The sequence below is a fragment of the Streptomyces sp. NPDC026538 genome (genome assembly GCF_055567535.1).
The window spans coordinates 1,365,867-1,391,980 of sequence record NZ_JBVHQG010000001.1; the positions used below are offsets into that span (position 1 = coordinate 1,365,867).

Consider the following 26,114-nt stretch of genomic DNA (forward strand, 5'->3'; position numbering starts at 1 on the left):
CCTCGGGTAGCCGCGCCGCCATGGCTCCACCACTTGGGAACGAGACAGACACATCTGGGTATGAATCCAGACAAACTCGGCGTGCGGTGCTCGCGGGTGCCGCCGCCATCGGCGCACTCGCCGCCGCCGGCTGCACCCGCGTGGCCACCGCGGCCGGCACCGACGGCGGTGACCTGCTGCAACGGCTGCGCGCCCAGGGTGTCGTACGGCTCGGGATAGCCGGTGAGATCCCCTTCGGATACATCGACAAGAACGGTCATCTCACCGGTGAGGCACCGGAGCTGGCGAAGGCGATCTTCAAGCGGCTCGGGGTCGACAAGGTGCAGCCGGTGCCGACCGAGTTCGGTTCGCTGATCCCGGGGCTGAACTCGCAGCAGTTCGACGTCGTGGCCGCCGGGATGTACGTCAACCCCGAGCGCTGCGCACAGGTGATCTTCGCCGATCCCGACTACCAGATGCTCGACTCGTTCGTCGTGCGCAAGGGGAACCCCAAGGGGCTGCACGACTACAAGGACGTCGTCGCCAAGAAGGCCAAGTTCGCCACCGGGACCGGGTACGCGGAGATCCAGTACGCGGTCGAGGCGGGGTACAAGGAGAGCGACATCCTGATCGTGCCGGACCAGGTCGCCGGGCTGAACGCCGTGGAGGCCGGGCGCGTCGACGTCTTCGCCGGGACCGCGGTCACCGTCCGCGAGGTGGTCAGGAAGTCCGCCAAGGCCGAGGCGACCAAGCCGTTCGCGCCGCTGGTCGACGGCAAACCGCACGTGGACGGGGGCGCGTTCGCGTTCCGGTCGGCCGAGACGAAGCTGCGGGACGCCTTCAACGTGGAGCTGCGCAAGCTCAAGAAGAGCGGCGAACTGCTCAGGATCCTGCGGCCGTTCGGCTTCACCCAGGCCGAGATGACCGACCTGACGGCCAAGGAGCTGTGCGGGGGAGGGAAGAGCGGATGACCTCGGGACTGTGGGACCTCGTACTCAAGGGCGTCTGGACCACCGTCCAACTGCTCGTGCTCAGCGGGCTGTTGATGACGACGGTGGCCTTCGTGGTGGGCGTGGCGCGGACCAGCAGGCTCTGGTTCGTCCGGTTTCTCGCCGGCCTGTACACCGAGGTGTTCCGTGGCACCTCGGCACTGGTGATGATCTTCTGGGTGTTCTTCGTGCTGCCGGTCGCCTTCGGCTGGCAGCTGGTGCCGCTGTGGGCGGGCACCCTCGCGCTCGGGCTTACCTACGGCGCGTACGGCTCGGAGATCGTGCGCGGGGCGCTGAACGCGGTCGACCCGGCACAGCGGGAGGGCGGGATCGCGCTCAGCTTCACGCCCTGGCAGCGGCTGCGGCTGATCCTGCTGCCGCAGGCGGTGCCGGAGATGATCCCCTCCTTCTGCAACCTGCTGGTCGAACTGCTCAAGGGCACCGCGCTGGTGTCGATCACCGGCATGGGCGACCTGGCGTTCAGCGGGAACCTGGTGCGCCTGGCGCTGCAGGAGAGCGCGCACATCTACACGTATCTGCTGCTGATCTACTTCGTGATCGCGTTCGTCATCACCCGCCTGATGCGCGGTCTGGAGAAGCGGCTGCGGGCCGGGATCGGCAAGGCTCCGGGGACGGAGCAGGAGGCGCGTACGCGTAAGCGCGCCGAGGCGACCGGGGTCGGTGGTGTCGCGTGAAGTGGGACTGGAGTGCCGTCAGCGAGTTCATGCCGCACTTCTGGGACGGCCTGCTGGTCACCCTGGAGGCGCTGGTCCTCGGCTCGCTGATCTCGTTCTCGCTGGGGCTGGTGTGGACGCTGCTGATGCGGACCCCGAGCAGGTGGGTGCGCTGGCCGGTGGGCGTGGTGACCGAGTTCGTCCGGAACACCCCGCTGCTGGTGCAGCTGTTCTTCCTGTTCTACGTGCTGCCCGAGTGGGGGCTGACGTTCTCCGCGCTGACCACCGGTGTCTTCGCGATCGGCCTGCACTACTCGACGTACACCATGCAGGTCTACCGGGCCGGTATCGAGGCCGTGCCGGTCGGCCAGTGGGAGGCGGCGACGGCGCTGAACCTGCCGGCGCGCCGGACCTGGACGGTGGTGATCCTGCCGCAGGCGCTGCGCCGGGTCGTGCCGCCGCTCGGCAACTACGTGATCTCGATGCTCAAGGACACGCCGATCCTGATGTCGATCACCGTGCTGGAGATGCTCGGGCAGGCGCGGCTCTTCTCCCAGCAGCACTTCCAGTTCACCGAGCCGGTGACGGTGATCGGCGTCGCCTTCATCGTCATCTCCTACCTCGCCTCCCTTCTTCTGCGCACCCTGGAGCGTCGCCTTGTCCGTTGAGACCAGCAAGCAGCCGAGTACCGCCGATACGACGTCCACCGAGCTGATCCGCATCGAGGGGGTGACCAAGCGGTTCGGGGACAACACCGTCCTCGACGGCCTCGACCTCACCGTGCAGGCGGGCCGGCACGTCACCCTGATCGGGCCCTCCGGCTCCGGCAAGACCACGATCCTGCGGCTGCTGATGACCCTGACCAAGCCGGACGCGGGCACCATCACCGTCGGCGGGCAGCGGCTCTTCCCGGCGTCGGAGAAGGAACTGCGGGAGGTCCGCAAGCAGATCGGGATGGTGTTCCAGCAGTTCAACCTGTTCCCGAACATGACCGTGCTGCGCAACCTCACCGAGGCCCCGGTGACCGTGCTCGGCCTGCCGAAGGAGGAGGCGGAGGCGCGCGCCCGGGAACTGCTCGACCTGGTGGGCCTGGCCGACAAGTGCGACGCCCGGCCGACCCAGCTCTCCGGCGGCCAGCAGCAGCGGGTGGCGATCGCGCGGGCGCTGGCCATGCGGCCGAAGGTGCTGCTCCTCGACGAGGTGACCTCGGCGCTCGACCCCGAGCTGGTCGCGGGCGTCCTCGACCTGCTCAGGGACATCGCCCGCACCACCGACATCACGATGCTCTGCGTGACCCACGAGATGAACTTCGCCCGGGACATCTCCGACCAGGTCCTGATGTTCGACGCGGGCCGGATCATCGAGGCGGGGCCGCCGGAGCGGATCTTCAGCGAGCCCGAGCACGAGCGGACCCGGGAGTTCCTCAGCGCGGTGCTGTAAGCGTCTCCGCGCAAACCGTCGTAAAAGTTTCCCCGCGCGATGTCATGATTACATGAAGTGAACGCTCGATCACCCGAGGTCCGGCGGTCAGCTCATTCCGCTGACATATGCCAACGGGTCTTCGTCGCAGCTGGGAGGGCCGGAATCTCGCCGACACCCCCTCCGTTTCCGGCTGCTGCCCGTTATCGTGGAGAGGATCCGTTGCCCGGATCACGGCCCAAGCAGTGCTGCCGAAGGCAGCGTCGCCGAGCGAGCGCAGGGGGATTCACCGTGGCGCTGAAGCACGAGCCGACCGCCCCGTACCACTCCGCCCAGGACGCGCTGCGCGTCCTGGAGACGGTGGCGGGGCAAGCCGACGGCGTCACCGACACCGAGCTGGCCCGCCGGACCGGCCTCGAGCCCGAGCGGCTGACCGCGCTGCTGCGCATGCTGCGCCGCGAGGGCTATGTCGAGCAGATCGCCGACGGCGCCTACGTCACCGGCGAGACCCTGCGCCGCCTCGGCTCCGCGCACGACCGGGAGCGCGCCCTCGGCGAGCAGCTCCAGCTGACCCTGGACCGGCTGCGCGACTCGGTCGGCGCGGCGGTCTACCTCAGCCGGTACGTCGACGGCGAGGTGCGGATCGGCCCGTACGCGGCCGGCCCGGGCACCCCCGCGGTCAACGAGTGGGTGGACTTCCGCTCGTCCGCGCACGCCACCGCGATCGGCAAGAGCCTGCTCACCCAGCTCGACCACAACGGCCGCCGGGACCATCTCTCCCGGCACAAGATGGCCCGCCTCACCTCGCGCACCATCACCAACGACAAGCTGCTGCTCTCCCGGCTGGCCGCCCAGCCGCCGACGGTGCCGGTTCTGGATCTCCAGGAGTACGCGATCGGCACGGTGTGCGCGGCGGTACCGATCACCGCCGGCTCGTCGGTGGGCTGCCTGGCCCTGTCCCTGCCGGTCGAGCACGCGCACCGGCTCCGGCAGGCCGCCGACGCCCTGAACCGCGGCGCGGCCCCACTGCTGCTCTCCCTCGCCATCTGAGCCGGCGGCTTCCCTCCGAGGCCGGTCGGAAGCACCCCCGCGGACCAGGTAGTATTTTCTTCGTCGCCAGCCGCGAGACAAGGATCGGACGGTTCGGCGAGAGTCATGCGCCGCTAGCTCAGTTGGTTAGAGCAGCTGACTCTTAATCAGCGGGTCCGGGGTTCGAGTCCCTGGCGGCGCACTGTTCCGAAGGGCCCCTCGTGAAGACGAGGGGCCCTTCGGCGTCCTCGGCGGTCAGCCTGCGGTAGGTCTGCTCGCCCGGTGGCCGCCACCACACCGGGTCGGCACACCGCACCCCCTCCCGTCGCAGCGCGGCCCGCTGGATCTTGTTGGTCGCCGTCACCGGCATCCGCTCCACCACCCGCACGAACCGGGGCGCCATCTTCGTCCCCAGGTCGGGCTGGGCCAGCAGGAACTCGGCGAAGTCCAACGGCTCGAACCGCCCGGCGACGGTCGCCATCACCTGGTCCCCGGTCACCGGGTCCGGCACCCCGTACACGGCGACGGCGTCCGCGCCCTCGTACCGCGCCACGATGTTCTCGATCATCGCGGCGGCCAGGTTCTCCCCGTCCACCCGGATCCGGTCGTCGGTACGCCCCGCGAAGTACAGATAACCGTCCCCGTCCCGGTAGAAGAGGTCCCCGGTCCAGTACCAGCCTCCCCGGCGCCGCTCGGCCTCCGCCTCCGGGTTGCGCCAGTACCCCTCGAAGGGGTTGGGCGCCCGGTTCACCAGCTCCCCTATCGCCTGCTCCCCGTTGAGCAGCCGGCCCCCCGAGTCGAAGACCGCGGCCGGGCACTCCGCCCCCGTCTCCTGGTCGAGCACGACGAGACCGGGCGCCGCCCGCCCCACCGCCCCGCCGGGCGTCCCCGGCGACCACTGGATCGCGGCCCCGCCCTCCGACGACCCGTACCCCTCGACCAGCCGCACCCCGAACCGCTCCTCGAAGGCGGCCGCGTCCACCGCCCCGGCCTCCGTGCCGAAGCCCAGCCGCAGCGGATTGTCCCGGTCGTGGGCGCGCGGCTCGGTGGCGAGGATGTACTGCACCGCCCGGCCGACATAGGTGAAGTAGGTCGCCCGGTAGCGCCGCACGTCGGCCAGGAATCCCGACGCCGAGAACCGCCGCCGCAACGCCACCCCGGCGCCCGCCGTGAGCGCGGGCGCCCAGTCGGCGATCACGGCATTCCCGTGGAACATCGGCATGCAGATGTAATGCACGTCGTCGGGCCCGATCCCGAACTGCCCGGCGAGCGACCGCCCGGCCGCCGCGAGCCTGCCCTGGGAGCAGAGGGCGGCCTTCGGGGCGCCGGTGGAACCGGAGGTGAAGTAGAGCAGGATCCGGTCGCCGGGGGTGGCCCGCGAGGCGTCCGGGAAGGCGCCGAGATAGGGCGCGAGGAGTGCACCGTACGCCGGATCGTCGGTGACCAGGAGGCGCACGCCGGGCAGTTCCAGCCCGGCGAGCAGCGGCAGATGGGCCCGCTCGGTGACCAGCACCGGGCACTCGGTGTGCCGGATGTCCCGCGCGAGCTCGGCCCCGCGCCGGGTCGGATTGACCCCGGCGACGGCCGCCCCGGCGAGCGCGGCGGCCCCCAGCCAGAGCGGGAACTCCGGGGTGTTGTCGAGCAGCACTCCCACATGGGGCACGGCACCGGGCGGCAGCAGATCCCGCAGCAGGGCCGCGCGGGCGGCGGCACCGCCGGCCACCTCGTGATGCGTCAGCACCTGCTCCTCGAACCACAGCCCCGGCCGGTGGTCACCCCATCGGGCGGCGACTGCTTCGGCGAACGTGCGCCCTTCGAAGGCCATGAAGAGGCAGATTAGTTGACACTCCGTCAGATCGATACCCCGGGGGGGCGGGGCTGTGTCGATCTGCGGCTACCGCCGCGTGGGCGCGGCAGGCCCCCACCGGCCCGCAGAGGCCCACGGCCTCACCGGCACTCACGGAGTCCATTCCGCGGGCCCCGGCCCCATGTCCGTCCCGCCATCCGAGAGGAGGAAATGCGCCCCGATCATGAAGGCCACCGCAAACCCGATGAAGACCAGGAAGAACACCACCAGGCACCCGGTCCCCGCGGCCAGCTTGCCCTGCGCGGGCGGCTGCGCCGTCGCCTTCTCCGGGATCTCCGGCAGGTAGTACACCGTCACGAAGTCACCCTCGACGACGGTCGACGGCCCGTTCGTCTCGTCGATGCGGACGGTCCGCCCCTCGGCCGTGGTGAACTCGAACACGTGATGCAGCGTGGTCGTCACGGACGTGTCCCCGCTGCCGCCGCTGGTCGTCGTGTACGACCGCAGGCAACGCGCCTCGGCCGTACGGCCGTGCCGCCACGCCCGGCTGATCTGGCGTGACCGCTTCAGTGTTCTGATCACCCCCCACACCCCGACGACGACGAAGATGCCGGGAATGATGTAGAAGAACGCTTGCAGCAGGCCCATGGCGGTCCCCCGGTTCCGAACACCGGTCCGACCGACCGGCGTGGCGGGAACGTACCCCTGCGACCTGCTGCGGGTCCTCAAGCGAAGCTCAGATCAGCCGGATGTTACCCAGTCGTCGAGCGACGCCGGTCAGAACGTGACGTCTGAACAGGCGTAGAACGCGTTGCCCGTGTCGGCGATCGTCCAGACCGCCAGGATCACGTGGTGACCGCTCAGCCCCGTCGGCAGGGTGCCGCTGTGACTGAGGGTGGCCGGCGGCCGCTGGCCGTTGTAGGGGACGGTGAAGAACGGGGTGGTGTTGAGGTCCGAACGGGCGAGGGCGTGGTTCTGGTTCCAGCCCTGCTTGGTGACGTAGTACTTGAAGTCGGTCGTGGCGTGCATCGCGGTGAACTGCCAGCGGAAGGTGTACGACTGGCCACCCGTCACCTTCGTCGTCGGCCAGGCGGCGCCCGCCGGGGTCTTGGGCGAGCTGAGCTGGGCGAACCTGCTCAGCCCGCCGTTGCAGAGCTGGCCGTCGGCCGGGCCGGCCGCCGGGAAGCCCTTCGGGCCCTCGACGCTCTGCGGCTCCCACTGGATGTCGCCGCAGTTGGTCACGGTGCCGTTGGCGCAGAGCTTCTGCCGACTGATGGGGAGGTCGGTGTAGCCGTGCCCGCTGGCACCGCCGGTGGAGAGCGCGAAGGCTCCGGCGGTCGCCACACCGAGCACGACGGCCGAGATCTTGGTCCGTTTACGCATGCTGCCGCTCCTGGAGAACGTGGGGGAGGTTCTGTGAGCCGTGCAGGTCTAGACCAAGTCCCAGATTATTGCCATCAGTTGACCGTGTCCATATCAACGACCCATCCCCTCGCGTCAGGGTGCGGAGTCGGAGCGTCCCGAGCAGAACGCCACCGTCAGGTCCCGCACCAGCACCTTGCGCTCGTAGTCGTCGAGTTCGACCAGGCCGCGCATGGTCAGCCGGGTCACCGTGTCCTCGACGGAGTCCACGACGGAGGCGAGCATCCCGGACCGCTGCTGGGCGTCGAGCGCGGCGATCCGGCGCCGGTGCATGGCCGCGGCGACCTCCGGGGCGTACTCCACCCGGACCGGCTGGACGGAGAACACCTCCAGGCCGATCCCGCCCGCGTCCTTCGCCACCAGACGGGTCAGCGCGTCGGCGGCCATCTCCACCGAGCCCCGCGTCCGGCCGGGCACCTCCACCGGTACCCGGGCCAGCGCCGCCTCCACGCATTCCCGCAGGTACGTCTCGTGGTCGTCGAGGCCGAGCACCGCCCGCGCGGTGTCCCGCACCCGCCACACCACCAGGACGACGACCCGCAGCGCGACCCCGTTGCCGTCCGCCGCCGGCATCTCCTCGCTGCGCCAGTGCCGCAGCCGGACGTCGACGCGCCGGCGCAGCAGCAGCGGGTTGACCCAGAGCAGGCCGGTGCGCCGCACCGTCCCCCGGTAGCGGCCGAACAGTCCGAGCACCCAGGCCCGTCCGGTCACCCCGCGGGCGAGACCGGCGAAGCCGAACAGGCCGAGCGCGCCGGCTCCGGCGTACGCGCCCCACTGTGCCGGTCCGAGTCCCGCGCCCGCGTACGCCGGCAGGCGCAGCGCGTGCGCCGCGAGCGGGGGCAGCACTCCGGCCCACCAGGAAGTGGCGAGGCTCCCGGCCGTCCCGGCCAGCCCGGCGGCCACCCCGGCCGCGCCGGGCAGCACCCGGGCGGGGCGCTCCACCAGTTCGGGGTCGACGGCGGCGACCGGCCGCGGCTTGGCCGGGGCCGGTCGGCGCAGCCGGGGCTGTTCGCCGGTGCCCTGCCGGCGGCCGACCACGGCGGGCTTCAGCGGGACCGAGACCGGGTCGGGGTCGTCGCGGAACAGCAGGTGGACCGGGATCTCGGTGGTGGCCTCGTTCTGGATCAGCCGGGGGACGGGCCGGGTGGGCGGCCCGCCTTCCAGGGGGTCGTCCGATTCAGGGGTGTGTGCGGTCGTCGTACTCATGCCTGCCTCCAGCCTCCGCGCCAGATGCGTCACGTGATCGTCGGGTCGTTACAGGAACAGACGGCGCCAGGTCTCCGGCCCCGGGTAGCCGTCGGCCGCGCCGCCGCGCCAGCCCTGGCTGCGCTGGAACGCCTCGACGGCCCTGCGGTCGGCCTCGCCCCAGGCCGGGCCCGGACCCTCGGTGTAGAAACGGCCGAAGCCCTTCTTGATCAGCTGTCTGCCGAGCCGGGTGACGTAGTCGTTGGCGGCGCCCGGACGGAAGTAGTTCTTGCCGGGGTAGCCCGGGACCCCGTGCGAGGCGGGGACGGGCGTGGCCGTGGCGGCGGGCTTGATGTTCTTGCCCCTGCCGGTGGCGAGGAGTTCCCAGGTGCCCGGGCCGGGCAGGCCGTCGGCGGCGGCGCCGGTCCAGCCCTGGGCGAGCTGGAAGGCCCGGGTGGCCTGCTGGTCCGCGGCGCCCCAGACCGGCCCCGGGCCCTTGGCGTAGTGGCCGCCGCCGCCCCGGGCGATGAGCAGCCGGCCGAGCAGGGTGACGTACTTGTTGTCGGCGCCCGGACCGAAGTAGGCCGCGCCGGGGAACGGCACCGCCGTCTTCCCGGCCTCGGCGCCGGCCGTGCCCGGGTCCGCGATCAGGCCCTTGTAACGGTAGGGAACGTACTTGGCGGAGTTGCTCCAGTAGGCGTAGGGAGTGGACTGGCGGCGGGCGTTCGGGGGTGTCTGCTCGTACGCCGTGTAAGCGGTGTGCGTGTAGTCCGTCCAGCCGCCGAAGAGCACGACGTGGGAGCCCTTCTCGGGGTTGTCCGGGTTGTGGAAGAGCAGGATGTCGCCGGGCTGGAGCTCCGCCTTGGTGATCTTCGTGCCGAACTGGTCGAGGCTGCCCGTCCACTCGTTCCCGGTCAGCTTCCAGGCCATGGAGACATAGCCGGAGCAGTCCTGCCGGTATCCGTCCGTCCAGTAGAGGGACATGCTGTACGGCACCTTGGCGGTGACCCAGGTCTTGGCCCGGTTGATGATCTCGGTGCGGGTGATGGGGGGCGTGGTGACGGGGCCGTGGGCGGGCTTGCCGCCGGGTCCGTGCAGGGGGGACTTGGCGCCCTGCGGGGTGTCGGGCTCGCCGTCCGCGGGGGCGGTGGGCCGGTGGGGGGCCGGCGGGGTGCTGTGGGCGGCGGCCGTCGGGGTGCTCGCGGCGAGGGCGGCGGACGCGGCGGCGGCCACGACCAGGACGCCCCGGGCGGCCGGGTGGCCGCCGAAACGCCCGGTCAGCGGGTACGGGCCGACCCGCCGCCAGTGGACGCATCCGGGGCATTCGCAGTCGTTCGCGGGGTCGAATTCCTCGAATACCGGGGCCGGCATGCGATTCCCCTCACACTTCATGTTGATATGTCCGGGACTGTGCACATTGATCAGTTTCCCAACTGTCGCCCCGGTGCGCATGCTGACGGTCCGAATGATGTACGGCCGGGGGCGGGCGGGGGTCCCCCGGGTGGCCGCCGGTCGGGAGCACCTCCCTGCGTCGGGTAGAGTTCTCGCTGTCAGCAGGCGCCGCTAGCTCAGTTGGTTAGAGCAGCTGACTCTTAATCAGCGGGTCCGGGGTTCGAGTCCCTGGCGGCGCACAGACACCCAGAAGGCCCTCCGCAGCAGCGGGGGGCCTTCTGGCGTACACCCCATCGGCCGCACGAGGCCGCTTCGGAACCATGTGCACCGTTATGTCAATTACCGACACGGTCGATCCTCACAATCACCACAGGTTCCGCAATGAACACCTATGATCGGTAAACACCGTGTTTCGCTCTTGCGATCATGCTCGGCACCGTAGAACCCTGGATGTCCAAAGTGCCGATGATTCGCGGCACTTGGGGGGTAGGTAACCGGTTGCCAGATCTGCGGGGTTGAGGGGCCCCGGTCATGAATCGATGCCGAGGGGGGCATCACGCAACCGGACGGTCACGGTCCGTGTCCATATCTGTGGAACGACCGTGCCCCGCCATTGACGCGTCCGGCCTGATCGAGGGGGATCCGACCGGGCGCTGGGACCGACAGACACGCGCTGATCTGCGCGTGTGGGGGGATGACTCATGACGTCGACGCCGACGGGCGCCCGGCAGCAGGAACACGATCCGTCACAGCCATACGATCCGTCACAGCCATACGACCCGTCACAGACCACACAGCTCCGCGTACCCGCACACCGAGGCACCACCGGCGCCCTGCGCCGGATCAAGAAGACACTGCCCAGATACGACTACGAGCACTACAGCAGGCTCGCGGGCCCCCTCACCCAGCCCGATCCGAGCACACCGTACAAAGTGCAGTACCGCTCCCTGCTCTCCCAGGAACCACACCGCCTGCGCGCCGCCCTGATGCTGGGCGCCGCCCCGCTGCTCTCGCTGGTCCTGCTGACCTGGCTGCTGCAGCCCGAGCACTGGACCCAGCGCGACTACCCGGCCTACGACTTCCTGCCGGCCCTCGACATCGTGATGCTGGTGTCGATCGGCCTGATCGAGTTCTTCCGCTGCATGAACGTGCTGTCCAACGCACACGCCACCCTGGTGGCCCGCGACCCGGTCCCGGTGGTCCCGGAGACCGGCACCCGGGTCGCGTTCATCACCACGTTCGTGCCCGGCAAGGAACCCCTCGACATGGTCACCCGGACCCTGGAGGCGGCGGTCCGGCTGCGCCACCGGGGGCTGCTGCACATCTGGCTGCTCGACGAGGGCGACGATCCGGAGGTGAAACGGGTCTGCGCGCGCCTGGGCGTGCACCACTTCACCCGCAAGGGCGTCGAGAAGTGGAACCGGCCCAAGGGCCCGCACCGGGCGAAGACCAAGCACGGCAACTACAACGCCTGGCTGGAGGCGCACGGCGACGAGTACGACTTCTTCGCCTCCGTCGACACCGACCACGTCCCGCTGCCCAACTACCTGGAACGGATGCTGGGCTACTTCCGCGACCCGGACGTCGGCTTCGTCATCGGCCCGCAGGTGTACGGCAACTACGACACGTTCGTCACCAAGGCCGCCGAGTCCCAGCAGTTCCTCTTCCACGCCCTGATCCAGCGCGCCGGCAACCGCTACGGCGCGCCCATGTTCGTCGGCACCTCCAACGCCGTACGGATCAGGACGCTCCAGCAGATCGGCGGCCTGTACGACTCGATCACCGAGGACATGGCCACCGGCTTCGAGATCCACCGCACCAGGAACCCGGCGACGGGGAAGAAGTGGCGCTCGGTGTACACCCCGGACGTGCTCGCGGTCGGCGAGGGCCCCAACGCCTGGACCGACTTCTTCACCCAGCAGCTGCGCTGGTCCCGGGGGACCTACGAGACGATCCTCAAGCAGTACTGGAAGGGCCTGTTCACGCTGTCCCCGGGCAAGCTCTTCAACTACACGATGATGATCATCTTCTACCCGATGTCGGCCCTCAACTGGATCCTCGCGGCCCTGAGCTGCGCGCTGTTCCTGGGCCTGGGCGCCTCGGGTGTCAACATCGACCCCACCGTGTGGCTGATGCTCTACGGCAACGCCTCCGCGCTCCAGATCGGCCTGTACATCTGGAACCGGCGGCACAACGTCTCCCCGCACGAGCCGGAGGGCTCCGGCGGGGTGGCCGGCATGGTGATGTCGGCGTTGTCCGCGCCGATCTACGCCCGCTCGCTGATGGACGCCGTGCTGCGCCGCAAGAGCAAGTTCGTGGTCACGCCCAAGGGCGAGTCGGCCAGCCCGGACACGCTGTTCGGCACCTTCCGGATCCACTGGTTCTTCATCCTGGTCTTCGGCGGCTCGCTCGCCGCCGGTTTCGTCGGCGGCCACGCGCACCCGGCGATGCTCACCTGGGCGACGCTGGCGCTGCTCATCACGGCGGCCCCGATCTTCGCCTGGCAGTACGCGCTGCGCAAGGAGAGCAGGACATCCGCGGTCGCCGCCGAGCCGGAGGACGCGGTGCCGCCCGGGTACCCGCGCGCGGCGCACGCCCCGCAGCAGCGGCCCAGCTGGGCACCCGCGGGCGGCGGCGGGAACCCGGAGGAGACCATGCGGATCGCGCTCGGTGGACTGGGGGGAAATAAGGAATGACCGACAGTGCCGGCGGCCGCCGGGCTCGTCGTCTCGCGATCGGCACGGTGGTGGTGCTCGCCCTGGCCGGGATGAACGGGCCGTGGGTGTACCGCTTCGGGACCGAGGAATACCACCAGTACAAGATCAACAGACCGGAGTACAAGGCCGAGAACGGCCACTGGGACGTGATCGAGTTCCCGAAGGAGTACCGCCAGGACACCATCCACGCGGTACTCCTGCACACCGGCAAAGTGCTGCTGGTCGCGGGCTCGGGCAACAACCAGGACAACTTCGACGCGAAGATCTTCGACAGCCGGATCTGGGACCCGGTCAAGGGCACGGTCAAGAAGGTGCCCACTCCGGCCGACCTGTTCTGCACCGGCCACACCCAGCTCGCCAACGGCGACATCCTGATCGCCGGCGGCACCAAGCAGTACGAGAAACTCAAGGGCGACGTCAAGAAGGCCGGCGGCGTCATGATCCTCTACAACGAGAACCCCGACAAACCGATGACCCTGCCCCAGGGCACCCGGTTCACCGGCAAGGGGAACGGCAGGACGTTCCTCTCCGACGACTCGGTGCTGATCCCGCGCGCGACCAAGGTCTTCGACAAGAAGACCGGCAGGTTCCTGCGGAACAACCCCGGTTACGCGCGGGTCGTCGTCGAGGCGCCGAAGGAGGGCACCCGGTACGAGACCGGCACCCAGGACAACTACCGCATCGAGGGTCTGACCGGCGCCGACGCCCGCAACACCTACGGCATCGCCAACAAACTCGGCATGGACAAGCGGGACTTCGAAGGCATCAAGAACGCCTACGAATTCGATCCGGTCGCCGAGAAGTACATCAAGGTCGACCCGATGAACGAGGCCCGCTGGTATCCGACGCTCACCACACTGTCGGACGGCAAGGTCCTCAGCGTCTCCGGCCTCGACGACATCGGGCAGCTGGTGCCGGGCAAGAACGAGGTCTTCGACCCGGCGACGAAGAAATGGACGTACACCAGGTACAAGCGCCAGTTCCCGACCTATCCCGCGCTGTTCCTGCTGCAGGACGGCAAGCTCTTCTACTCCGGCTCCAACGCCGGGTACGGACCGGACGACGTCGGGCGCGACCCCGGGATCTGGGACGTGGACACCAACCGGTTCACGAAACTGGCCGGGCTCAGCGATCCGAACATGCTGGAGACCTCCGGGACCGTGCTGCTGCCTCCGGCGCAGGACGAGAAGTACATGGTCGTCGGCGGCGGCGGGGTCGGCGAGTCCGCGCTGTCCACGAACAGGACGCGGCTGATCGATCTGAAGGACGCCGAGCCGAAGTTCGTGGACGGGCCCACGCTGGAGAAGGGGACGCGGTATCCGCAGATCTCGGTGCTGCCGGACGACTCCGTGCTGGTGTCGGGCGGCTCCGAGGACTACCGGGGGCGCGGCGACTCCGACATCCGGCAGGCGCGGATCTACGACACCGCCACGAACTCCTTCAGACGGGTGGCCGATCCGCTGGTGGGGCGGGACTACCACTCCGGGTCGATCCTGCTGCCCGACGGCCGGGTCATGTTCTTCGGATCCAACCCGCTGTTCGCGGACAGGGCCAACACCAAGCCGGGAGTCTTCGAGCAGCGGATCGAGATCTACACACCGCCGTATCTCTACCGGGACTCGCGGCCGTCGCTGAGCGGAGGGCCTCAGACCATCGCCCGGGGCGGATCGGGGACGTTCACCTCCCAGCACGCCTCGACCATCAAGAAGGTCCGGCTGATCCGGCCGAGCGCGACCACGCACGTGACCGATGTGGACCAGCGGTCCGTCGCGCTGGCCTTCACGACGTCCGGGAACCGGATCACGGTGACGGTACCGGGGAATCGGAACCTGGTGCCGTCGGGGTGGTACATGGTGTTCGTGGACGACGACCAGGGGACGCCGAGTGAGGCGCGGTGGGTGAAGGTGCCTTAGCTTTTTGTGCCGTGGCGCTCCCGCACGTATTTCCTTTGCGTGCGGGAGCGCTCTGGCTGGTCGCGCCCACGCGGCGGAGCCGCATATGGACAGCGCCCCGCGCCCCTAGGTCTGTGACCCCTGCGCCAGTTTCAAGGCGTAGGTCGGCCACCAATTGCCTGCCTGGGGGCCGCCCTTGCAGGTGCCGTCCGATTCGCCCGGGCGCTTGACCCACAGGTAGGCGTCCGCCAAGGGGTCCGCGGTCTTCGTGGTCGGCGTCTCCCCCAGGGTCCGGCCCGGCGGGTTGCACCACCGCTCTTCCGGATCGCCGCCCGTGTAGGGGCCGTTGCCGTTTCTGCTGGTGTCGATGACGAAGTGTTTGCCGCCAACCTTCTCCGAGAGTTGCCTGCCGTAGGTGATGGAGTCCCGGGTGGAATAGAAGTTGGAGACGTTGACCGCGAAGCCGTCCGCCGCCGTGATGCCCGCCTGTCGGAGGGGCTGGTAGATCTGGTCGGGGTGGCCCCAGCCGGCGTTCCCGGCGTCCAGGTAGACCTTCGTGTTCTTGAGGGACTTGAGCTTGGTGATCGCGTCGCGCAGCAGGTCGTAGCGTTCCTCGGCGAACCGGGCCTGGGTGCAGCCGTCGACGAGGTGGAGTACGGCGTCCGGTTCGAGGACGACGGTCGCGGGCCGGTCCTGGATGCCCCGGGCGACCCCGTCGATCCACGCCCGGTACGCGTCGCCGTCGGCCGCGCCGCCCTGGCTGTACTGGCCGCAGTCGCGGTGCGGGATGTTGTAGAGGACCAGGAGGGCCGTGCGGTCGGACTTCTGCGCGGCCTCGGTGAAACCGCGTGCCTCCTGCTCCGGGTTCTCCGGGCCGATCCACTCACCGGTCGGCTGCTGCGCTATCTTGCGGATCTGCCCGGCGTCGGTGTCCTTGCCGGCCTTCGCGTAGGCCTTCACCTGACGGGCCGCGTTGGAGTCGGGGTTCACCCAGAACGGGTCCGCCCCCTTGGGCTGTTGGGTGATCGCCGCGCCCGGATCCGCGGGGTCCGGCCGGTCGTCGCCGCCGGTGCCCGAGGAGCAGCCGGCGAGCAGCAGCACCGCTCCCAGCGCCCATGTCCAGGCCGGCGGCCGGGCCCCCCTGCTGTCGTACATCCAATTCCCCCCTGGGTGCACTTCGCCAGGCCCCAATCGTGACATACCCACCGCACTCGCCACGAGATCGGCCGGCCTTGTCGGTGAGCTGTTACAGCCCGGGCCGTCGGGTGGCGAGGAGGCTCGGCGAGCGCGAACCTAGGCCCGGGCGCGGGTTCCCCCTGGAGTCGCTTGCGGGCGGCCCGGCCCCGCCGGCCTTCCCAGCCTCCCGCGCCCGCGCCCGGGTTACTCCCGCAGCCCGGGCGCGCGCGGTCGAGGACCGGCCCGGCCGGCGGTCTCAGGGGAGCGGACCGTCGACCGGGCCAGGTGCGTCCGGTGCGACTTCTATACGGCGGTTCCGGTGAGGTACGCCGAGACGACCACGTTCGCGGTGTAGCTGTGGGTGGTCCGGTCGAAGGTGCCGCCGCAGGTGATCAGCCGGAGTTCGGCACGGCCCGACTCGCGGGCGCCGTAGGCCTGTTGGGCGTCGAAATGGTCGCGGGGCAGCACCCGTACGTCGTCGATGGTGAACTCGGCGACCGTGCCGTCGGCGCGGACCACGCGGATCGTCTCGCCGGGGCGCAGGGCGCTGATCTTGTAGAAGACCGCGGGCCGGGTCTCGGTGTCGACGTGCCCGACCAGGAGCGCGGTGCCGGCGGCGCCCGGTTCCGTGCCGGAGCCGTACCAGCCGACCACGCCGGGCTGGTCGAAGGGGGGTGGGTCGATCCCGCCCTTGCCGTCGAGGCCGCGGGCGACCACGGGGGCCTGCACGCCCAGGTCGGGGATGTCGATGCGCTCGGGCGGGGCCGAGTCCAACGGCTTCGCGGCGGGCGGGAGTTCGGCGCCGACGGGGCGGCCGACAGCGGCCACGTCACCCGTGGTGGGGCCGGATATGCCGTCGGGCACCTCGGTCACCCCGCGGCCCCACAGCCACAGCCCGAGCAGCAGGATCGCCCAGGCCACGCCGGTCAGCAGCCGCCCGGTGCCGGCGGGTCGTTCGGTTTCGTCGTCGGACATCGTCGTGGTGTCTCCTCAGCGTGAGCCGCGGCTCCGCCGGGCGCCCAGCATCCCGACGGCGGCCGCGGCGAACCCGGCGAGAACGAGACCGGTAACCGCCTGCGCGGTGTCGGGACCGGTCGAGCGGGGGTCGACCGAGGCGAGCGGCGCGGTGCCGCCGCCGCCCGCGTGCACGGGCGCGACCGGTGTGGCGGCCAGCACGCCGGACCCGTCCGGCTGCCCGGCCTGGGACTGCGCGAGGGACGACTGCCCTACGACGGTGACGGTGCCGCTGACGACGGCGCCGGCGCAGGTGACCTTCACGTCGTAGGTGCCGGCGCCGATGGTGGAGCGGACCTGGCTCTGGCCGGCCAGGGTGCCGTCGTAGCCGCCGAGGCCGGCGTCCGAGACGAAGGCCGCCGAGGAGGCGGTGCCGGTCGTACCGGAGCAGCCGCTCACCCGCAGCGCCACGACGGAGCCCGGGGCCGGGGAGGCCGGGGTCACGGTGACTCCCTGGCCGTCCGCCGCGTGGGCGGCCGCCGGGAAGAGACCGGCTGCGCAGGCCAGGAGTCCGGTACAGAGAGTGAGGCGAAGTGAGCCCATCGTGAACCTCCAGATATCTGGAGGCTCCCCCGCACCAGGCGCCCCCGCATCCTCGGGGGGCGCCTTGTTGCTCCGTACGGGTGAGATCAGGTTTGCTGCCCGACCGGTCGGACCCGGCTCGGACCGGGGTTCAGATCCGGTCGACGAGGTCCGCGATCGAGTCCACGACCTCGGAGGGCCGGAACGGGTAGCGGTCGACGTCGTCCGGCTGGGTGACGCCGGACAGCACCAGGAAGGTGCGCATCCCGGCCTCCAGGCCCGCGAGGACGTCGGTGTCCATCCGGTCGCCGATCATCGCGGAGGCCTCCGAGTGGGCGCCGATCGCGTTGAGCCCGGCCCGCATCATCAGCGGGTTGGGCTTGCCGACGAAGTACGGCTCCTTGCCGGTCGCGGCGGTGATCAGCGCGGCGACCGAGCCGGTGGCGGGCAGGTCGCCCTCGGCGGACGGGCCGACGTTGTCGGGGTTGGTGGCGATGAACCGGGCGCCGTCGTTGATCAGGCGCACGGCCTTGGTGAGCGCCTCGAAGGAGTAGGTGCGGGTCTCGCCGAGGATCACGAAGTCGGGTTCGTGGTCGGTGAGGATGTATCCGATGTCGTGCAGCGCGGTGGTCAGGCCGGCCTCGCCGATGACGTAGGCGCTGCCGCCGGGCCGCTGGTCGTCCAGGAACTGGGCGGTGGCCAGGGCCGAGGTCCAGATGTTGTCCACCGGCACGTCCAGGCCCATCCGGCGCAGCCGTGCGTGCAGGTCACGGGCGGTGTAGATGGAGTTGTTGGTGAGGACCAGGAAGGGCTTCTCGGAGTCCCGCAGCTTCTTCAGGAAGGCGTCCGCTCCGGGGATCGGGACGCCCTCGTGGATGAGGACGCCGTCCATGTCGGTGAGCCATGACTCGATGGGCTTGCGGTCTGCCATGTGGTGCGTCTCCTGCGTGCGGATGGCGTACATGCGGTCATGCGGGAACTGGGGGCGCCGGAACCACGGCGTGCCGACGCCCCCAGCCTAGTCAGGACCGCGTGTACGCGACCCCGTCGGTCGCCTCGGGCCGGAAGGCTCAGCTGCCGGTGGCGGACTTCCAGGCCTCGACGTACGACGTGAGGTTCTTGTCGACGTCGTTCCAGTCCGGCGTGAAGACGTCGACGCCGTCCATCAGCTTGGTCAGCGCGATGGCGTTGGCGTCCACGGCCTTGACGTCGCTGCGGGCGCTGAAGCCGCCGCCGATCGAGCTGACCTCCTGCTGCTGCTTGCGCGCGAGCATGAAGTCGAGGAGTTTCCTGCCGTTCTCGGTGTGCGGGGCGCCCGTGAGCAGCCCGGCCGCGTAGGGCAGCGCGAACGTGGTGGGCTTGCCGCCCTGGGCGGCCGGGAACCAGATGCCGAGGCCGGGCATGGTCTTGGACTGGGCGTAGTTCATCTGGACGTCGCCGTTGGCGACGAGCAGTTCGCCCTTGTCCACCTTGGGGGCGAGCTTGCCGGTGGAGGCGGACGGGCCGACGTTGTTGGCCTGGAGCTTCTTCAGGTAGTCCAGCGCCGGCTGCTCGCCGCCGAAGTCGTGGATCGCCTTGATCAGTACGGCGGTTCCGTCACCCGCGACACCGGGCGTGGAGTACTGGAGCTTGTTCTTGTACGTGCCGTCGAGCAGTTCCTCCCAGGTGGTCGGGGCCTGCTTCAGCTCCTTCTTGTTGTAGACGAACCCGAAGTAGTTGTTGACGACGGAGGTCCAGGTGCCGTCGGCTGCCTTGTCGGCGCCGCTGACCAGCTCGGAGTCCTTCGGCTCGTACTTCTGCAGCAGGCCCTTGCCGTCGGCCTGCTGGACGAAGGGCGGGAGGGTGACCAGGACGTCGGCCTGCGTGTTGCTCTTCTCCCGCAGGGCGCGCTGCACCACCTCGCCGGAGCCGCCCTCGACGTACTTGACCTTGATGCCGGTCTGCTTCTGGAAGTCGGCGAAGACCTTGTCGTACCAGCCGTCGTTGTTCTCGCCCTTGAGGCCGTCGGCGCTGTAGACGGTGACGACCTTCTCGTCGGCGGCGGCCGAGGAGCCGCCGCAGGCGGCGAGCAGCGGGGTGGCCAGGAGGGAGACTGCTACGGCGATCTTGAGGGTGTTTCTGGGCATGGCGAGGCTGACTCCTTGCGTCGGTAAGGGTTCTGGATCAGCGAACAGTGATCAGTGATCAGTCATCAGCGGTACGAAGCGCGGTTGCGGACGCGGGAGACGGCGAACAGGGCGATCAGGGTCGCCGCCATGAGGATTACCGCGAGGGCGGAGCCGGCGAACAGGGCGCCGCGGTCGGTGGCCGAGTAGATCAGGACGGGAAGCGGAGTCCAGTCGGGCGGATAGAGCATCATCGTGGCGCTCAGCTCACCCATGGAGAGGGCGAGGCAGAGGCCGGCGGCGGCGGTGAGGGAGGGCAGGAGGAGCGGCAGCCGGACCCGCCAGAGCACCTGGGCGGGCCGGGCGCCCAGGGAGGCGGCGGCCTGTTCGTACGCCGGGTCGAGACGGGTGATGGCGGCCGACACCGACTGGTAGGCGAAGGCGGTCACCAGCACGGTGTGGGCGAGGATCACGATCCACCGGGTGCCGTTGAGCAGCATCGGCGGCTTGGAGAAGGCCACCAGGAGCGACAGCCCGACCACCACCGACGGCACGGCGACCGGCAGCACGAACAGGGCGTCGGCCAGGGCCTTGCGGCGCCTGCCGAGGGTGTGGGCACCGAGCGCGGCCCAGGTGCCGACGGCGAGCGCGAGCAGGCTCGCGGTGACGGCGGTGACGAGGCTGGTGGTGAGCGCCTGGAGGGCGTCACCGCGGGTGGCGGAACGGAAGTTGCCGACGGTCGCCCCCGAGGGCAGGACGCCGGACCAGTGGGTGGCGAAGGAGGCACCGAGGACGACGAGCAGAGGGAGGGCGAAGAGCGGCAGGAACAGGACGAGGAACACCGCCCACACCGCCCACCTGGCCTTGCGGCTATGCACCAGCACGACGGCTCACCACCCGGTAGAGGCCGTAGAGGCCTACGGAGATCAGGACGTTGACGACGGCGACGACACAGGCGCCCGGGTAGTCGGACTCCAGGATCGCCTTGCTGTAGACGAGCATCGGGAGGGTGGTGACTCCCTTGGCGCCGGTGAAGAGCACGATCCCGAACTCGTTGAGGCACAGCACCAGCACCAGGCTCCCGCCGGCGGCGAGCGCGGGCAGTGCCTCGGGGAGGATCACCTGCCGCACGATCCGGGGCGCCCGCGCCCCCAGGCTCGACGCCGCCTCCAGCTGCGCGGTGTCGAGTTGCGAGAACGCGGCGAGCAGCGGCCGCATCACGAACGGCGTGAAGTAGGTGACCTCGGCCAGCACCACCCCCCAGGGGGTGGTCAGGAACTGGAAGGACCCGATGATCCCGGTCGTGCCGTAGATGAAGAGCAGGGCGAGGGTGATGAGGAAGGAGGGGAAGGAGAGGTAGACGTCGATGAAGCGGGCGACGGCTTTGGCCCCGGGGAAGGGGATGAAGGCGATGACGAGGGCGAGCACGAAGCCGAGGACCAGGCAGCCGGCGGTGGAGGAGACGGCGATCCAGACGGTGGTCCACAGCGCGTTGCGGAACGACTCGGAGGCGAAGACGTCGGCGTAGGGCTGGAGGGACGTCCCCCCGGTGTCGGGCCGCACGGTCTGCTGGACGACGAGGGCGAGCGGGTAAAGAAAGAAGAGGGCGAGCAGGGCAACTGGCGGCAGGACCAACGCGCCCCGATAAGGGCGCGGGGAACGGCGCGACCAGCCACGAACCACCCGCGGCCGAGGCACGACATCAGTCACGGCCAACCCCCGCAGGCAGCAACACCGCATCCTCCGACGCGAAATGCAACGCCACTTCATCCCCGAACCCCGGCGGATCCCGCAACTCCCGCAGATCCGCCATCACCACCTGCCCGCCCACCTCGACATACAGCCGATGCGTGGCCCCCCGCCACTGGATCTCCCGCACGACACCGGCGAGTTGATTGGGCCCCTGGCCCAGCCCCACCAGATGCGGCCGCACACACAACGTGGCGCGAGCCCCGGAGACGGCCCCCGCCGTATCCACCTTCACCCCGACCCCCGCGAAGTCGACACCCCCCGCCCCCACGGTCACCGGCAGCAGATTCGCCCCGCCGACGAAGGACGCCGTGAACGCGTCGGCAGGCGCCCGGTACAGCTCGGCCGGCGTCCCGCAGGCCCGCAGCCGCGCCTGGTCCATCACGGCGATCCGGTCGGCCAGCGTCAGCGCCTCGACCTGGTCGTGAGTGACGTACAGGATGGACACGTCCGGCAACTCGCGGTGCAGGCGGCTCAGTTCCGCGAGCATCCCGGACCGCAGCTGAGCGTCGAGCGCGGACAGCGGCTCGTCGAGGAGCAGCACCTCCGGCCGGATGGCCAGCGCCCGCGCGATGGCGACCCGCTGCTGCTGCCCGCCGGACAGCTCCCGCGGATAGCGGCGCGCGTACGCCGCCATCCCGGTCATCTCCAGTGCCTCGGCGACGCGTTCGCGGGTCTCGCCCCTGGGCGTCCTGCGGGCCTTGAGCCCGAAGGCCACGTTGTCGGCGACCCGCAGGTGCGGGAAGAGCGCGTACTGCTGGACGACCATCCCGATCCCCCGCCGGTACGGCGGCAGGTCGGTGACGTCACGGTCGCCGAGGAACACCCGCCCGGAGACGGGCCGTACGAACCCGGCGACCGCCCGCAGCGCGGTGGTCTTGCCGGAGCCGGACGGCCCGAGCAGGGCCATCACCTCGCCGGGCGCGACGGTGAGGTCGAGGGAGTCGAGGACGACGTTCCCGTCGTAGGCGACCGTGACGGAGTCGAAGCGGATACCGCTGGTCATGCGAGCACTCCCGGCAAGCCCGCGACCGAGTCCAGCACATGGGTGGCCCCGGCCGCCCGCAGCGCGTCCGCGTCGTGCGCGCCGGTCAGCACCCCGGCGACCAGGCCCGCGCCGGCCCGGACACCGGTGAGCATGTCGTAGGAGGTGTCGCCGACGACGGCGACCTGCCGGACGTCGTCGGCGGCGGCCGTGCGCAGCAGCGCGGTGAGGACCATGTCGGGGTACGGCCGCCCGCGGCCTCCGGCGTCGGCGGGGCACAGGGTGAGCGGCACCAGGTCCCGCCAGCCGAGGGCGGCGAGGATCGCGTCCTGGGTGGCGCGGGCGAACCCGGTGGTGAGGACGACGGTACGGCCGTCCGCCCGGAGCTTCTCGATGGTCTCGCGGGCGCCGGGCAGGGCGTGCACCCTGCCGCCGTCCACGAGTTCGGCGTAGGCGGCCTCGAAGGCCCGGTTGGCCTCCTGGGCCTTGGTCTCCTCCCCGAACAGGTGCCGGAAGACGGAGATCTTGGACTCGCCCATGGTGGCGCGGACGTAGTCGATCATGAGGTCGGGGTCCGCGCCCAGCTGGCGGGCGGCCGCCGTGAACGCCTGCTCGACGAGCCCGCCGTCCGCGACGGTCGTACCGGCCATGTCGAGCACGACGAGCCGGATGTCCTCGGCCGTCTCGGCCATGTCGTTCGTCTCAGCCATGTCTGCCATCTCTCTCACCAGCCCAGTTCGTTCGCGGTTGTCTCGGCTATCGCGGGCGAGCAGGTCATGCCGCGCCCGCCGGGCCCGGTGACCAGCCACACCCCGTCGGCCAGCTCCTGCCGGTGCACCACCCGGGTGGTGTCGGTGCACTGCGCGTACACCCCGGCCCAGCGGTGCCGGATGCGCGGCAGCGGCCGGCCGAGGAGGGACTCGACGACGCCGGTGAGGTGCTCGTAGGGCTCCTCGACGGTGTCGAAGGCGAAGGGGTGCTCGTACTCGTGGGTGTCGCCGATGGTCAGCCCGCCGTCGGCGCGCTGCACCATGAGCAGTTGCATACGGTGCACGGCCGCCGTCTCCGGCTGCGGCCGGCCGGCGTTGAGGGCGTCCAGCGCCGGCGAGGCGTACGCCGGGTAGTAACGGAAGCTGTCGGCGTCGGCGACCGAGGTGGGGAGGGGTTCGCCGAGCGGGTCGGTCTGCATCATCTGGAGGCGGACCCGGCGCACCGGCAGACCGGGTCCGGCCAGCTCGCGGACCAGGCCGCCGAGCCACGCGCCGGTGCACAGGACGACGGCGTCGGCGTGGTGGACGTCGCCGTGGTCGTCGCGGACCGTCCCGGGGCCGGTCACCTCGCGGACCTCACGGCCCGGCAGGAAGGTGTAGTTCGGGGACTTCAGCAGCTCGGCACGGAGGGCGAGCTGGGCGGTGCGCGGCTCGACGGCCGCGTCCCGCTCGCAGTGGAGGGCGGCGTCGAAGTCACCGCGCAGGGCGGGGTTCAGCGCGCGGGCCTCGGCGGCCGTGAGCAGCTTGTGGCCCCGGGCGGCCGCGTCCGCGCGGGCCACGGCGGCCTCGGCGACGGCGAGTTCGTACGCGCCGCGCACCGGGGTCAGCGACCCGTTGGCGCGGAAGCCGAGCGCGGGCACCCGGCCGCCGATCTCCTCCCACAGCTCCCGGGCCCGCAGCGCGGTTTCGAGCTCCTCACCGCCCGCGCGCCCGCTCACCCAGATCTGCCCGAAGTTGCGCAGCGAGGCGCCGCGGGCCTCGGCCTCGCGCTCGATCTGCACGACCTCGTGGCCGCGTTCCACTGCCTGCCAGGCGTGCATGGTGCCCACCACGCCTGCTCCGACGACTGTCACTCTCACGACCGCCACGCTCCTCGCGACTGGGGAACCGGAATGGACCGGCTGACAACGAGAGCGTGAACTGGTCATCACGTTTGGGCTAGACCCGTTATCTTTTCGTGACATTCGGAGCGGGTGGGAAGCGGCCCAAACCGATACTTTTCAGCCGCGCAGATGGGCCGTGAACGAGAACCGGTCCCCCCGGTACAGCGACCGCACCCGCTCCAGCGGCCGCCCCTCGGTGTCCCGCGAGACCCGGTGGATCAGCAGCATCGGCAGGGCCGGCGGGGTGCCGATGAGCAGGGCCTCGCGCGGGGTGGCCAGCACGGTCTCGATGCGCTCGTCGGCGTCCCCGAAGACGATGCCCTTCCCGTGCAGGTAGCCGTAGAAGGAGGAGTCGGGCTCGAAGTCGGTGTCGAGCTGCGGCACCCGGGCCACGGCGACATAGGTGCTCTCCAGGCCGACCCGCTCCTCGTCGGCGAGCAGCACGCGCTCCAGGTGCCAGACGGGCTCGCCGCGTTCGAGGCCGGTCTCGGCGGCGAGGGCGGCCGGGCAGGGGAAGCGGTCGAGCGTGACCAGGCCACGGCCGGGGGTGCGCCCCTGCCGCCGTACCCCTTCGGTGTAGCTGGCGAGGGAGAGCGGCTGCTCCAGCTTGGGTCCGGCGACGACCGTGCCACGCCCCTGCCGGCGCAGCTTGCCCTCCAGCACCAGCTCGCGCAGCGCCTGCCGTACGGTCTCGCGGGCGACGCCGTACGCCTCCGACAGATCGCGCTCGGTGGGGATGACATGGCCCTCCCCGAGATCGCCGACGAGACGATCGATCTGCGCCTTCACCGCGTAGTACTTCGGGATACGGCCGTGCTCCGGGATGCCGGAGCGGACGGGGGCGCCGGGGGCCTGGTCGTTCGGGTAGTCCACGGAGGGATGGTCGCAGACGGCGCTTTCATCGTCGGACAGGGGCCACCGCTCACCGCCGTCTGCGGGCCAGCAGGAACGCGCTGCCCCCTACCGCGAGCAGGGCGACGGCGGCCGCGAGCAGCCCGTGGGCCGCGCCGAGGCCGGTGCCGGCCAGTTCGCGGGCGCGTTCCCCGGCCTCCGCGGCGAAGGGCAGGGCGCTGCCCGGGGAGGCGGTGGAGGTGCCCTCAGGGGTGACCCCCGGGGTCGGCCCCGGGGTGACGTCGGGGCTGCTGCCGGGACTGGCGTCCGGACTGGTCCCCGCGGTGGTCCCTGGGGAGATCCCCGGGCCGACCTCCGCGCCGATGGAGGGCACGGCGGGGGCGACGCTCGCGGGCGGCGGTTCGCCGCCGATGCCGAAACGGTAGTCGTTCGACTCCCCCACCCAGTCGCCGTCCGACCCCCGCCGCTGCACGACGGCGGCGTTGGCCGTGACCGCGTTCGGCCCGGTGTCGGAGGTGACGGCGAGTCTGACCTTGACCGAGACGGTCGCTCCGGGCGCCACCGTGAGCCCCGGGAAGCCGTCCCCGTCGAACACGCCGACCAGCTCGGACTCGTCGGTCTCCGTCAGTGGGACCGGACGGGTGCGCGGGCCGTCGTAGAACTCCAGCTCGGCCTGGGACGGCTTGAGGGCCCGTTTGTCGTCGACGAGGACGACGACCGGGTGGACGTCGGTGCAGGTGCGGCCGGTGGTGTTGGTGAGGTCCAGGTACCAGGTGCCGTAGCCGCCGCCGGCCTCGTAGGACGAGGGGCCGTCGTGGATGCGGGTGGCGAGGGGGAAGCCCTGCTCGTCGGCGCCCGCGCAGGAGGTGTCGGCGGGGGCGGCGGTCTCCGACGACGACAGGGGCGCGGCGGTCGCCGACGGCACGGGGGCGAGAACGGCGGCTGCGGCCACGCAGAGGGACAGGGACGTGCTCAGTCGCATGATCATGTGATCATGCCGGGCACCACCGGAACCGGGCCGGAGCCACTCCGCGAGTGCACACCAACTCCGCTCGATCAGCCCCCTGCCGACGGCAACCTGGCGTCCGCGCTCAGCCGTCCGCAGTCAGCCGTCCAGTACCCGCGGTCAGCCGCCCGCCCCAGCCGTAAGCCGTCCGCCGGAGCGCCCGCCGCCCGCAGCCGTAAGCCGTCCGCCGTACGCGTCCACTGCCCGCAGCCGCACACCGCCCGCCGCAAGCGCCCGCCGCCCGCAGCCGTAAGCCGTCCGCCGCAAGCATCCGCCGCCCGCAGCCGTAAGCCGTCCGCCGCAAGCATCCGCCGCCCGCCCCAGCCG

General features: G+C 70.8%; 23 protein-coding genes, 2 tRNA genes and 1 pseudogene. 9 read left to right on the forward strand and 17 right to left on the reverse strand.

Annotated elements, in window-relative coordinates; translation table 11 throughout:
• The first annotated feature begins 20 nt into the window (after positions 1-20).
• The 6 genes from ehuB (at position 21) to ACZ4N4_RS06185 (ending at position 4,292) form a co-directional block, all read left to right on the forward strand.
• A complete protein-coding gene (ehuB, locus tag ACZ4N4_RS06160; RefSeq protein WP_453571993.1) occupies positions 21-950 on the forward strand; it encodes an ectoine/hydroxyectoine ABC transporter substrate-binding protein EhuB in 930 nt (309 codons plus the stop codon).
• Positions 947-1,663: an ectoine/hydroxyectoine ABC transporter permease subunit EhuC gene (gene ehuC / locus ACZ4N4_RS06165; protein ID WP_453571990.1), complete on the forward strand. Its 717-nt coding sequence runs from the start codon at positions 947-949 to the stop codon at positions 1,661-1,663. The genes ehuB and ehuC overlap by 4 nt, the downstream gene beginning before the upstream one ends.
• A complete protein-coding gene (ehuD, locus tag ACZ4N4_RS06170; protein WP_467584936.1) occupies positions 1,660-2,310 on the forward strand; it encodes an ectoine/hydroxyectoine ABC transporter permease subunit EhuD in 651 nt (216 codons plus the stop codon). The genes ehuC and ehuD overlap by 4 nt, the downstream gene beginning before the upstream one ends.
• Entirely contained in the window at positions 2,300-3,082 is a 783-nt protein-coding gene (gene ehuA / locus ACZ4N4_RS06175; RefSeq protein ID WP_467584939.1) for an ectoine/hydroxyectoine ABC transporter ATP-binding protein EhuA, read from the forward strand. Before ehuD ends, ehuA begins: the two co-directional genes overlap by 11 nt.
• Before the next feature lie 270 nt (positions 3,083-3,352).
• Positions 3,353-4,111, forward strand: coding sequence for an IclR family transcriptional regulator (locus ACZ4N4_RS06180; protein WP_453571983.1), 759 nt, complete (start codon positions 3,353-3,355; stop codon positions 4,109-4,111).
• A gap of 107 nt (positions 4,112-4,218) precedes the next feature.
• Positions 4,219-4,292, forward strand: a tRNA-Lys gene (locus ACZ4N4_RS06185).
• Here the strand turns inward: ACZ4N4_RS06185 and ACZ4N4_RS06190 are convergent.
• The 5 genes and pseudogenes from ACZ4N4_RS06190 to ACZ4N4_RS06210 form a co-directional block, all read right to left on the reverse strand.
• A pseudogene (locus tag ACZ4N4_RS06190) lies at positions 4,258-5,915 on the reverse strand (long-chain-fatty-acid--CoA ligase). The gene ACZ4N4_RS06185 and the pseudogene ACZ4N4_RS06190 sit on opposite strands and share 35 nt — an antisense overlap.
• Positions 5,916-6,047: 132 nt before the next feature.
• Positions 6,048-6,545 (reverse strand): DUF3592 domain-containing protein, encoded by a 498-nt coding sequence (locus tag ACZ4N4_RS06195; protein ID WP_467584942.1) that lies wholly within the window; start codon positions 6,543-6,545, stop codon positions 6,048-6,050.
• 129 nt (positions 6,546-6,674) lie between these two features.
• On the reverse strand, positions 6,675-7,280 hold the full coding sequence (locus ACZ4N4_RS06200; protein ID WP_467584945.1) for a lytic polysaccharide monooxygenase auxiliary activity family 9 protein: 606 nt from the start codon (positions 7,278-7,280) through the stop codon (positions 6,675-6,677).
• A 114-nt stretch (positions 7,281-7,394) separates the two neighbouring features.
• A complete protein-coding gene (locus ACZ4N4_RS06205; RefSeq protein ID WP_453571972.1) occupies positions 7,395-8,525 on the reverse strand; it encodes an SPFH domain-containing protein in 1,131 nt (376 codons plus the stop codon).
• A gap of 48 nt (positions 8,526-8,573) precedes the next feature.
• Positions 8,574-9,875: a peptidoglycan-binding protein gene (locus ACZ4N4_RS06210; protein ID WP_467584948.1), complete on the reverse strand. Its 1,302-nt coding sequence runs from the start codon at positions 9,873-9,875 to the stop codon at positions 8,574-8,576.
• 186 nt (positions 9,876-10,061) lie between these two features.
• Between ACZ4N4_RS06210 and ACZ4N4_RS06215 the strand changes: the two genes are divergently transcribed.
• From ACZ4N4_RS06215 to glxA, 3 genes are all read left to right on the forward strand, one after another.
• A tRNA-Lys gene (locus ACZ4N4_RS06215) sits at positions 10,062-10,135 on the forward strand.
• A gap of 462 nt (positions 10,136-10,597) precedes the next feature.
• Complete coding sequence (locus ACZ4N4_RS06220; RefSeq protein ID WP_467584951.1) at positions 10,598-12,592, forward strand: glycosyltransferase family 2 protein; 1,995 nt, start codon at positions 10,598-10,600, stop codon at positions 12,590-12,592.
• Positions 12,589-14,526, forward strand: a complete 1,938-nt coding sequence (glxA, locus tag ACZ4N4_RS06225; protein ID WP_467584954.1) for a radical copper oxidase GlxA — start codon at positions 12,589-12,591, stop codon at positions 14,524-14,526. The genes ACZ4N4_RS06220 and glxA overlap by 4 nt, the downstream gene beginning before the upstream one ends.
• A 105-nt stretch (positions 14,527-14,631) precedes the next feature.
• Here the strand turns inward: glxA and ACZ4N4_RS06230 are convergent, their stop codons facing one another.
• The 12 genes from ACZ4N4_RS06230 to ACZ4N4_RS06285 all read right to left on the reverse strand — a co-directional run bounded on the left by ACZ4N4_RS06230 (position 14,632) and on the right by ACZ4N4_RS06285 (position 25,769).
• On the reverse strand, positions 14,632-15,660 hold the full coding sequence (locus ACZ4N4_RS06230) for a glycoside hydrolase family 6 protein (protein ID WP_467584957.1): 1,029 nt from the start codon (positions 15,658-15,660) through the stop codon (positions 14,632-14,634).
• A 324-nt stretch (positions 15,661-15,984) separates the two neighbouring features.
• Complete coding sequence (locus ACZ4N4_RS06235; protein ID WP_467584960.1) at positions 15,985-16,656, reverse strand: class F sortase; 672 nt, start codon at positions 16,654-16,656, stop codon at positions 15,985-15,987.
• Between the two features lie 15 nt (positions 16,657-16,671).
• Complete coding sequence (locus ACZ4N4_RS06240; protein ID WP_467584962.1) at positions 16,672-17,238, reverse strand: hypothetical protein; 567 nt, start codon at positions 17,236-17,238, stop codon at positions 16,672-16,674.
• 130 nt (positions 17,239-17,368) lie between these two features.
• Positions 17,369-18,148, reverse strand: a complete 780-nt coding sequence (locus ACZ4N4_RS06245; RefSeq protein ID WP_453571955.1) for an HAD-IIA family hydrolase — start codon at positions 18,146-18,148, stop codon at positions 17,369-17,371.
• Positions 18,149-18,287: 139 nt separating this feature from the next.
• Complete coding sequence (locus ACZ4N4_RS06250) at positions 18,288-19,343, reverse strand: 2-aminoethylphosphonate ABC transporter substrate-binding protein (RefSeq protein ID WP_467584965.1); 1,056 nt, start codon at positions 19,341-19,343, stop codon at positions 18,288-18,290.
• 65 nt (positions 19,344-19,408) lie between these two features.
• On the reverse strand, positions 19,409-20,206 hold the full coding sequence (locus tag ACZ4N4_RS06255) for an ABC transporter permease (RefSeq protein WP_467584968.1): 798 nt from the start codon (positions 20,204-20,206) through the stop codon (positions 19,409-19,411).
• Entirely contained in the window at positions 20,193-21,062 is an 870-nt protein-coding gene (locus ACZ4N4_RS06260; protein WP_467584971.1) for a 2-aminoethylphosphonate ABC transporter permease subunit, read from the reverse strand. The genes ACZ4N4_RS06255 and ACZ4N4_RS06260 overlap by 14 nt, the downstream gene beginning before the upstream one ends.
• On the reverse strand, positions 21,025-22,077 hold the full coding sequence (locus tag ACZ4N4_RS06265; RefSeq protein ID WP_467584974.1) for an ABC transporter ATP-binding protein: 1,053 nt from the start codon (positions 22,075-22,077) through the stop codon (positions 21,025-21,027). The genes ACZ4N4_RS06260 and ACZ4N4_RS06265 overlap by 38 nt, the downstream gene beginning before the upstream one ends.
• Positions 22,074-22,766: a phosphonatase-like hydrolase gene (locus tag ACZ4N4_RS06270; protein WP_453571950.1), complete on the reverse strand. Its 693-nt coding sequence runs from the start codon at positions 22,764-22,766 to the stop codon at positions 22,074-22,076. Before ACZ4N4_RS06270 ends, ACZ4N4_RS06265 begins: the two co-directional genes overlap by 4 nt.
• Before the next feature lie 14 nt (positions 22,767-22,780).
• Entirely contained in the window at positions 22,781-23,905 is a 1,125-nt protein-coding gene (locus tag ACZ4N4_RS06275; protein WP_467584977.1) for a TIGR03364 family FAD-dependent oxidoreductase, read from the reverse strand.
• A 141-nt stretch (positions 23,906-24,046) separates the two neighbouring features.
• A complete protein-coding gene (locus ACZ4N4_RS06280) occupies positions 24,047-24,802 on the reverse strand; it encodes a GntR family transcriptional regulator (RefSeq protein ID WP_453571944.1) in 756 nt (251 codons plus the stop codon).
• 49 nt (positions 24,803-24,851) lie between these two features.
• Positions 24,852-25,769: a hypothetical protein gene (locus ACZ4N4_RS06285; protein ID WP_467584980.1), complete on the reverse strand. Its 918-nt coding sequence runs from the start codon at positions 25,767-25,769 to the stop codon at positions 24,852-24,854.
• Positions 25,770-26,114 lie beyond the last annotated feature (345 nt).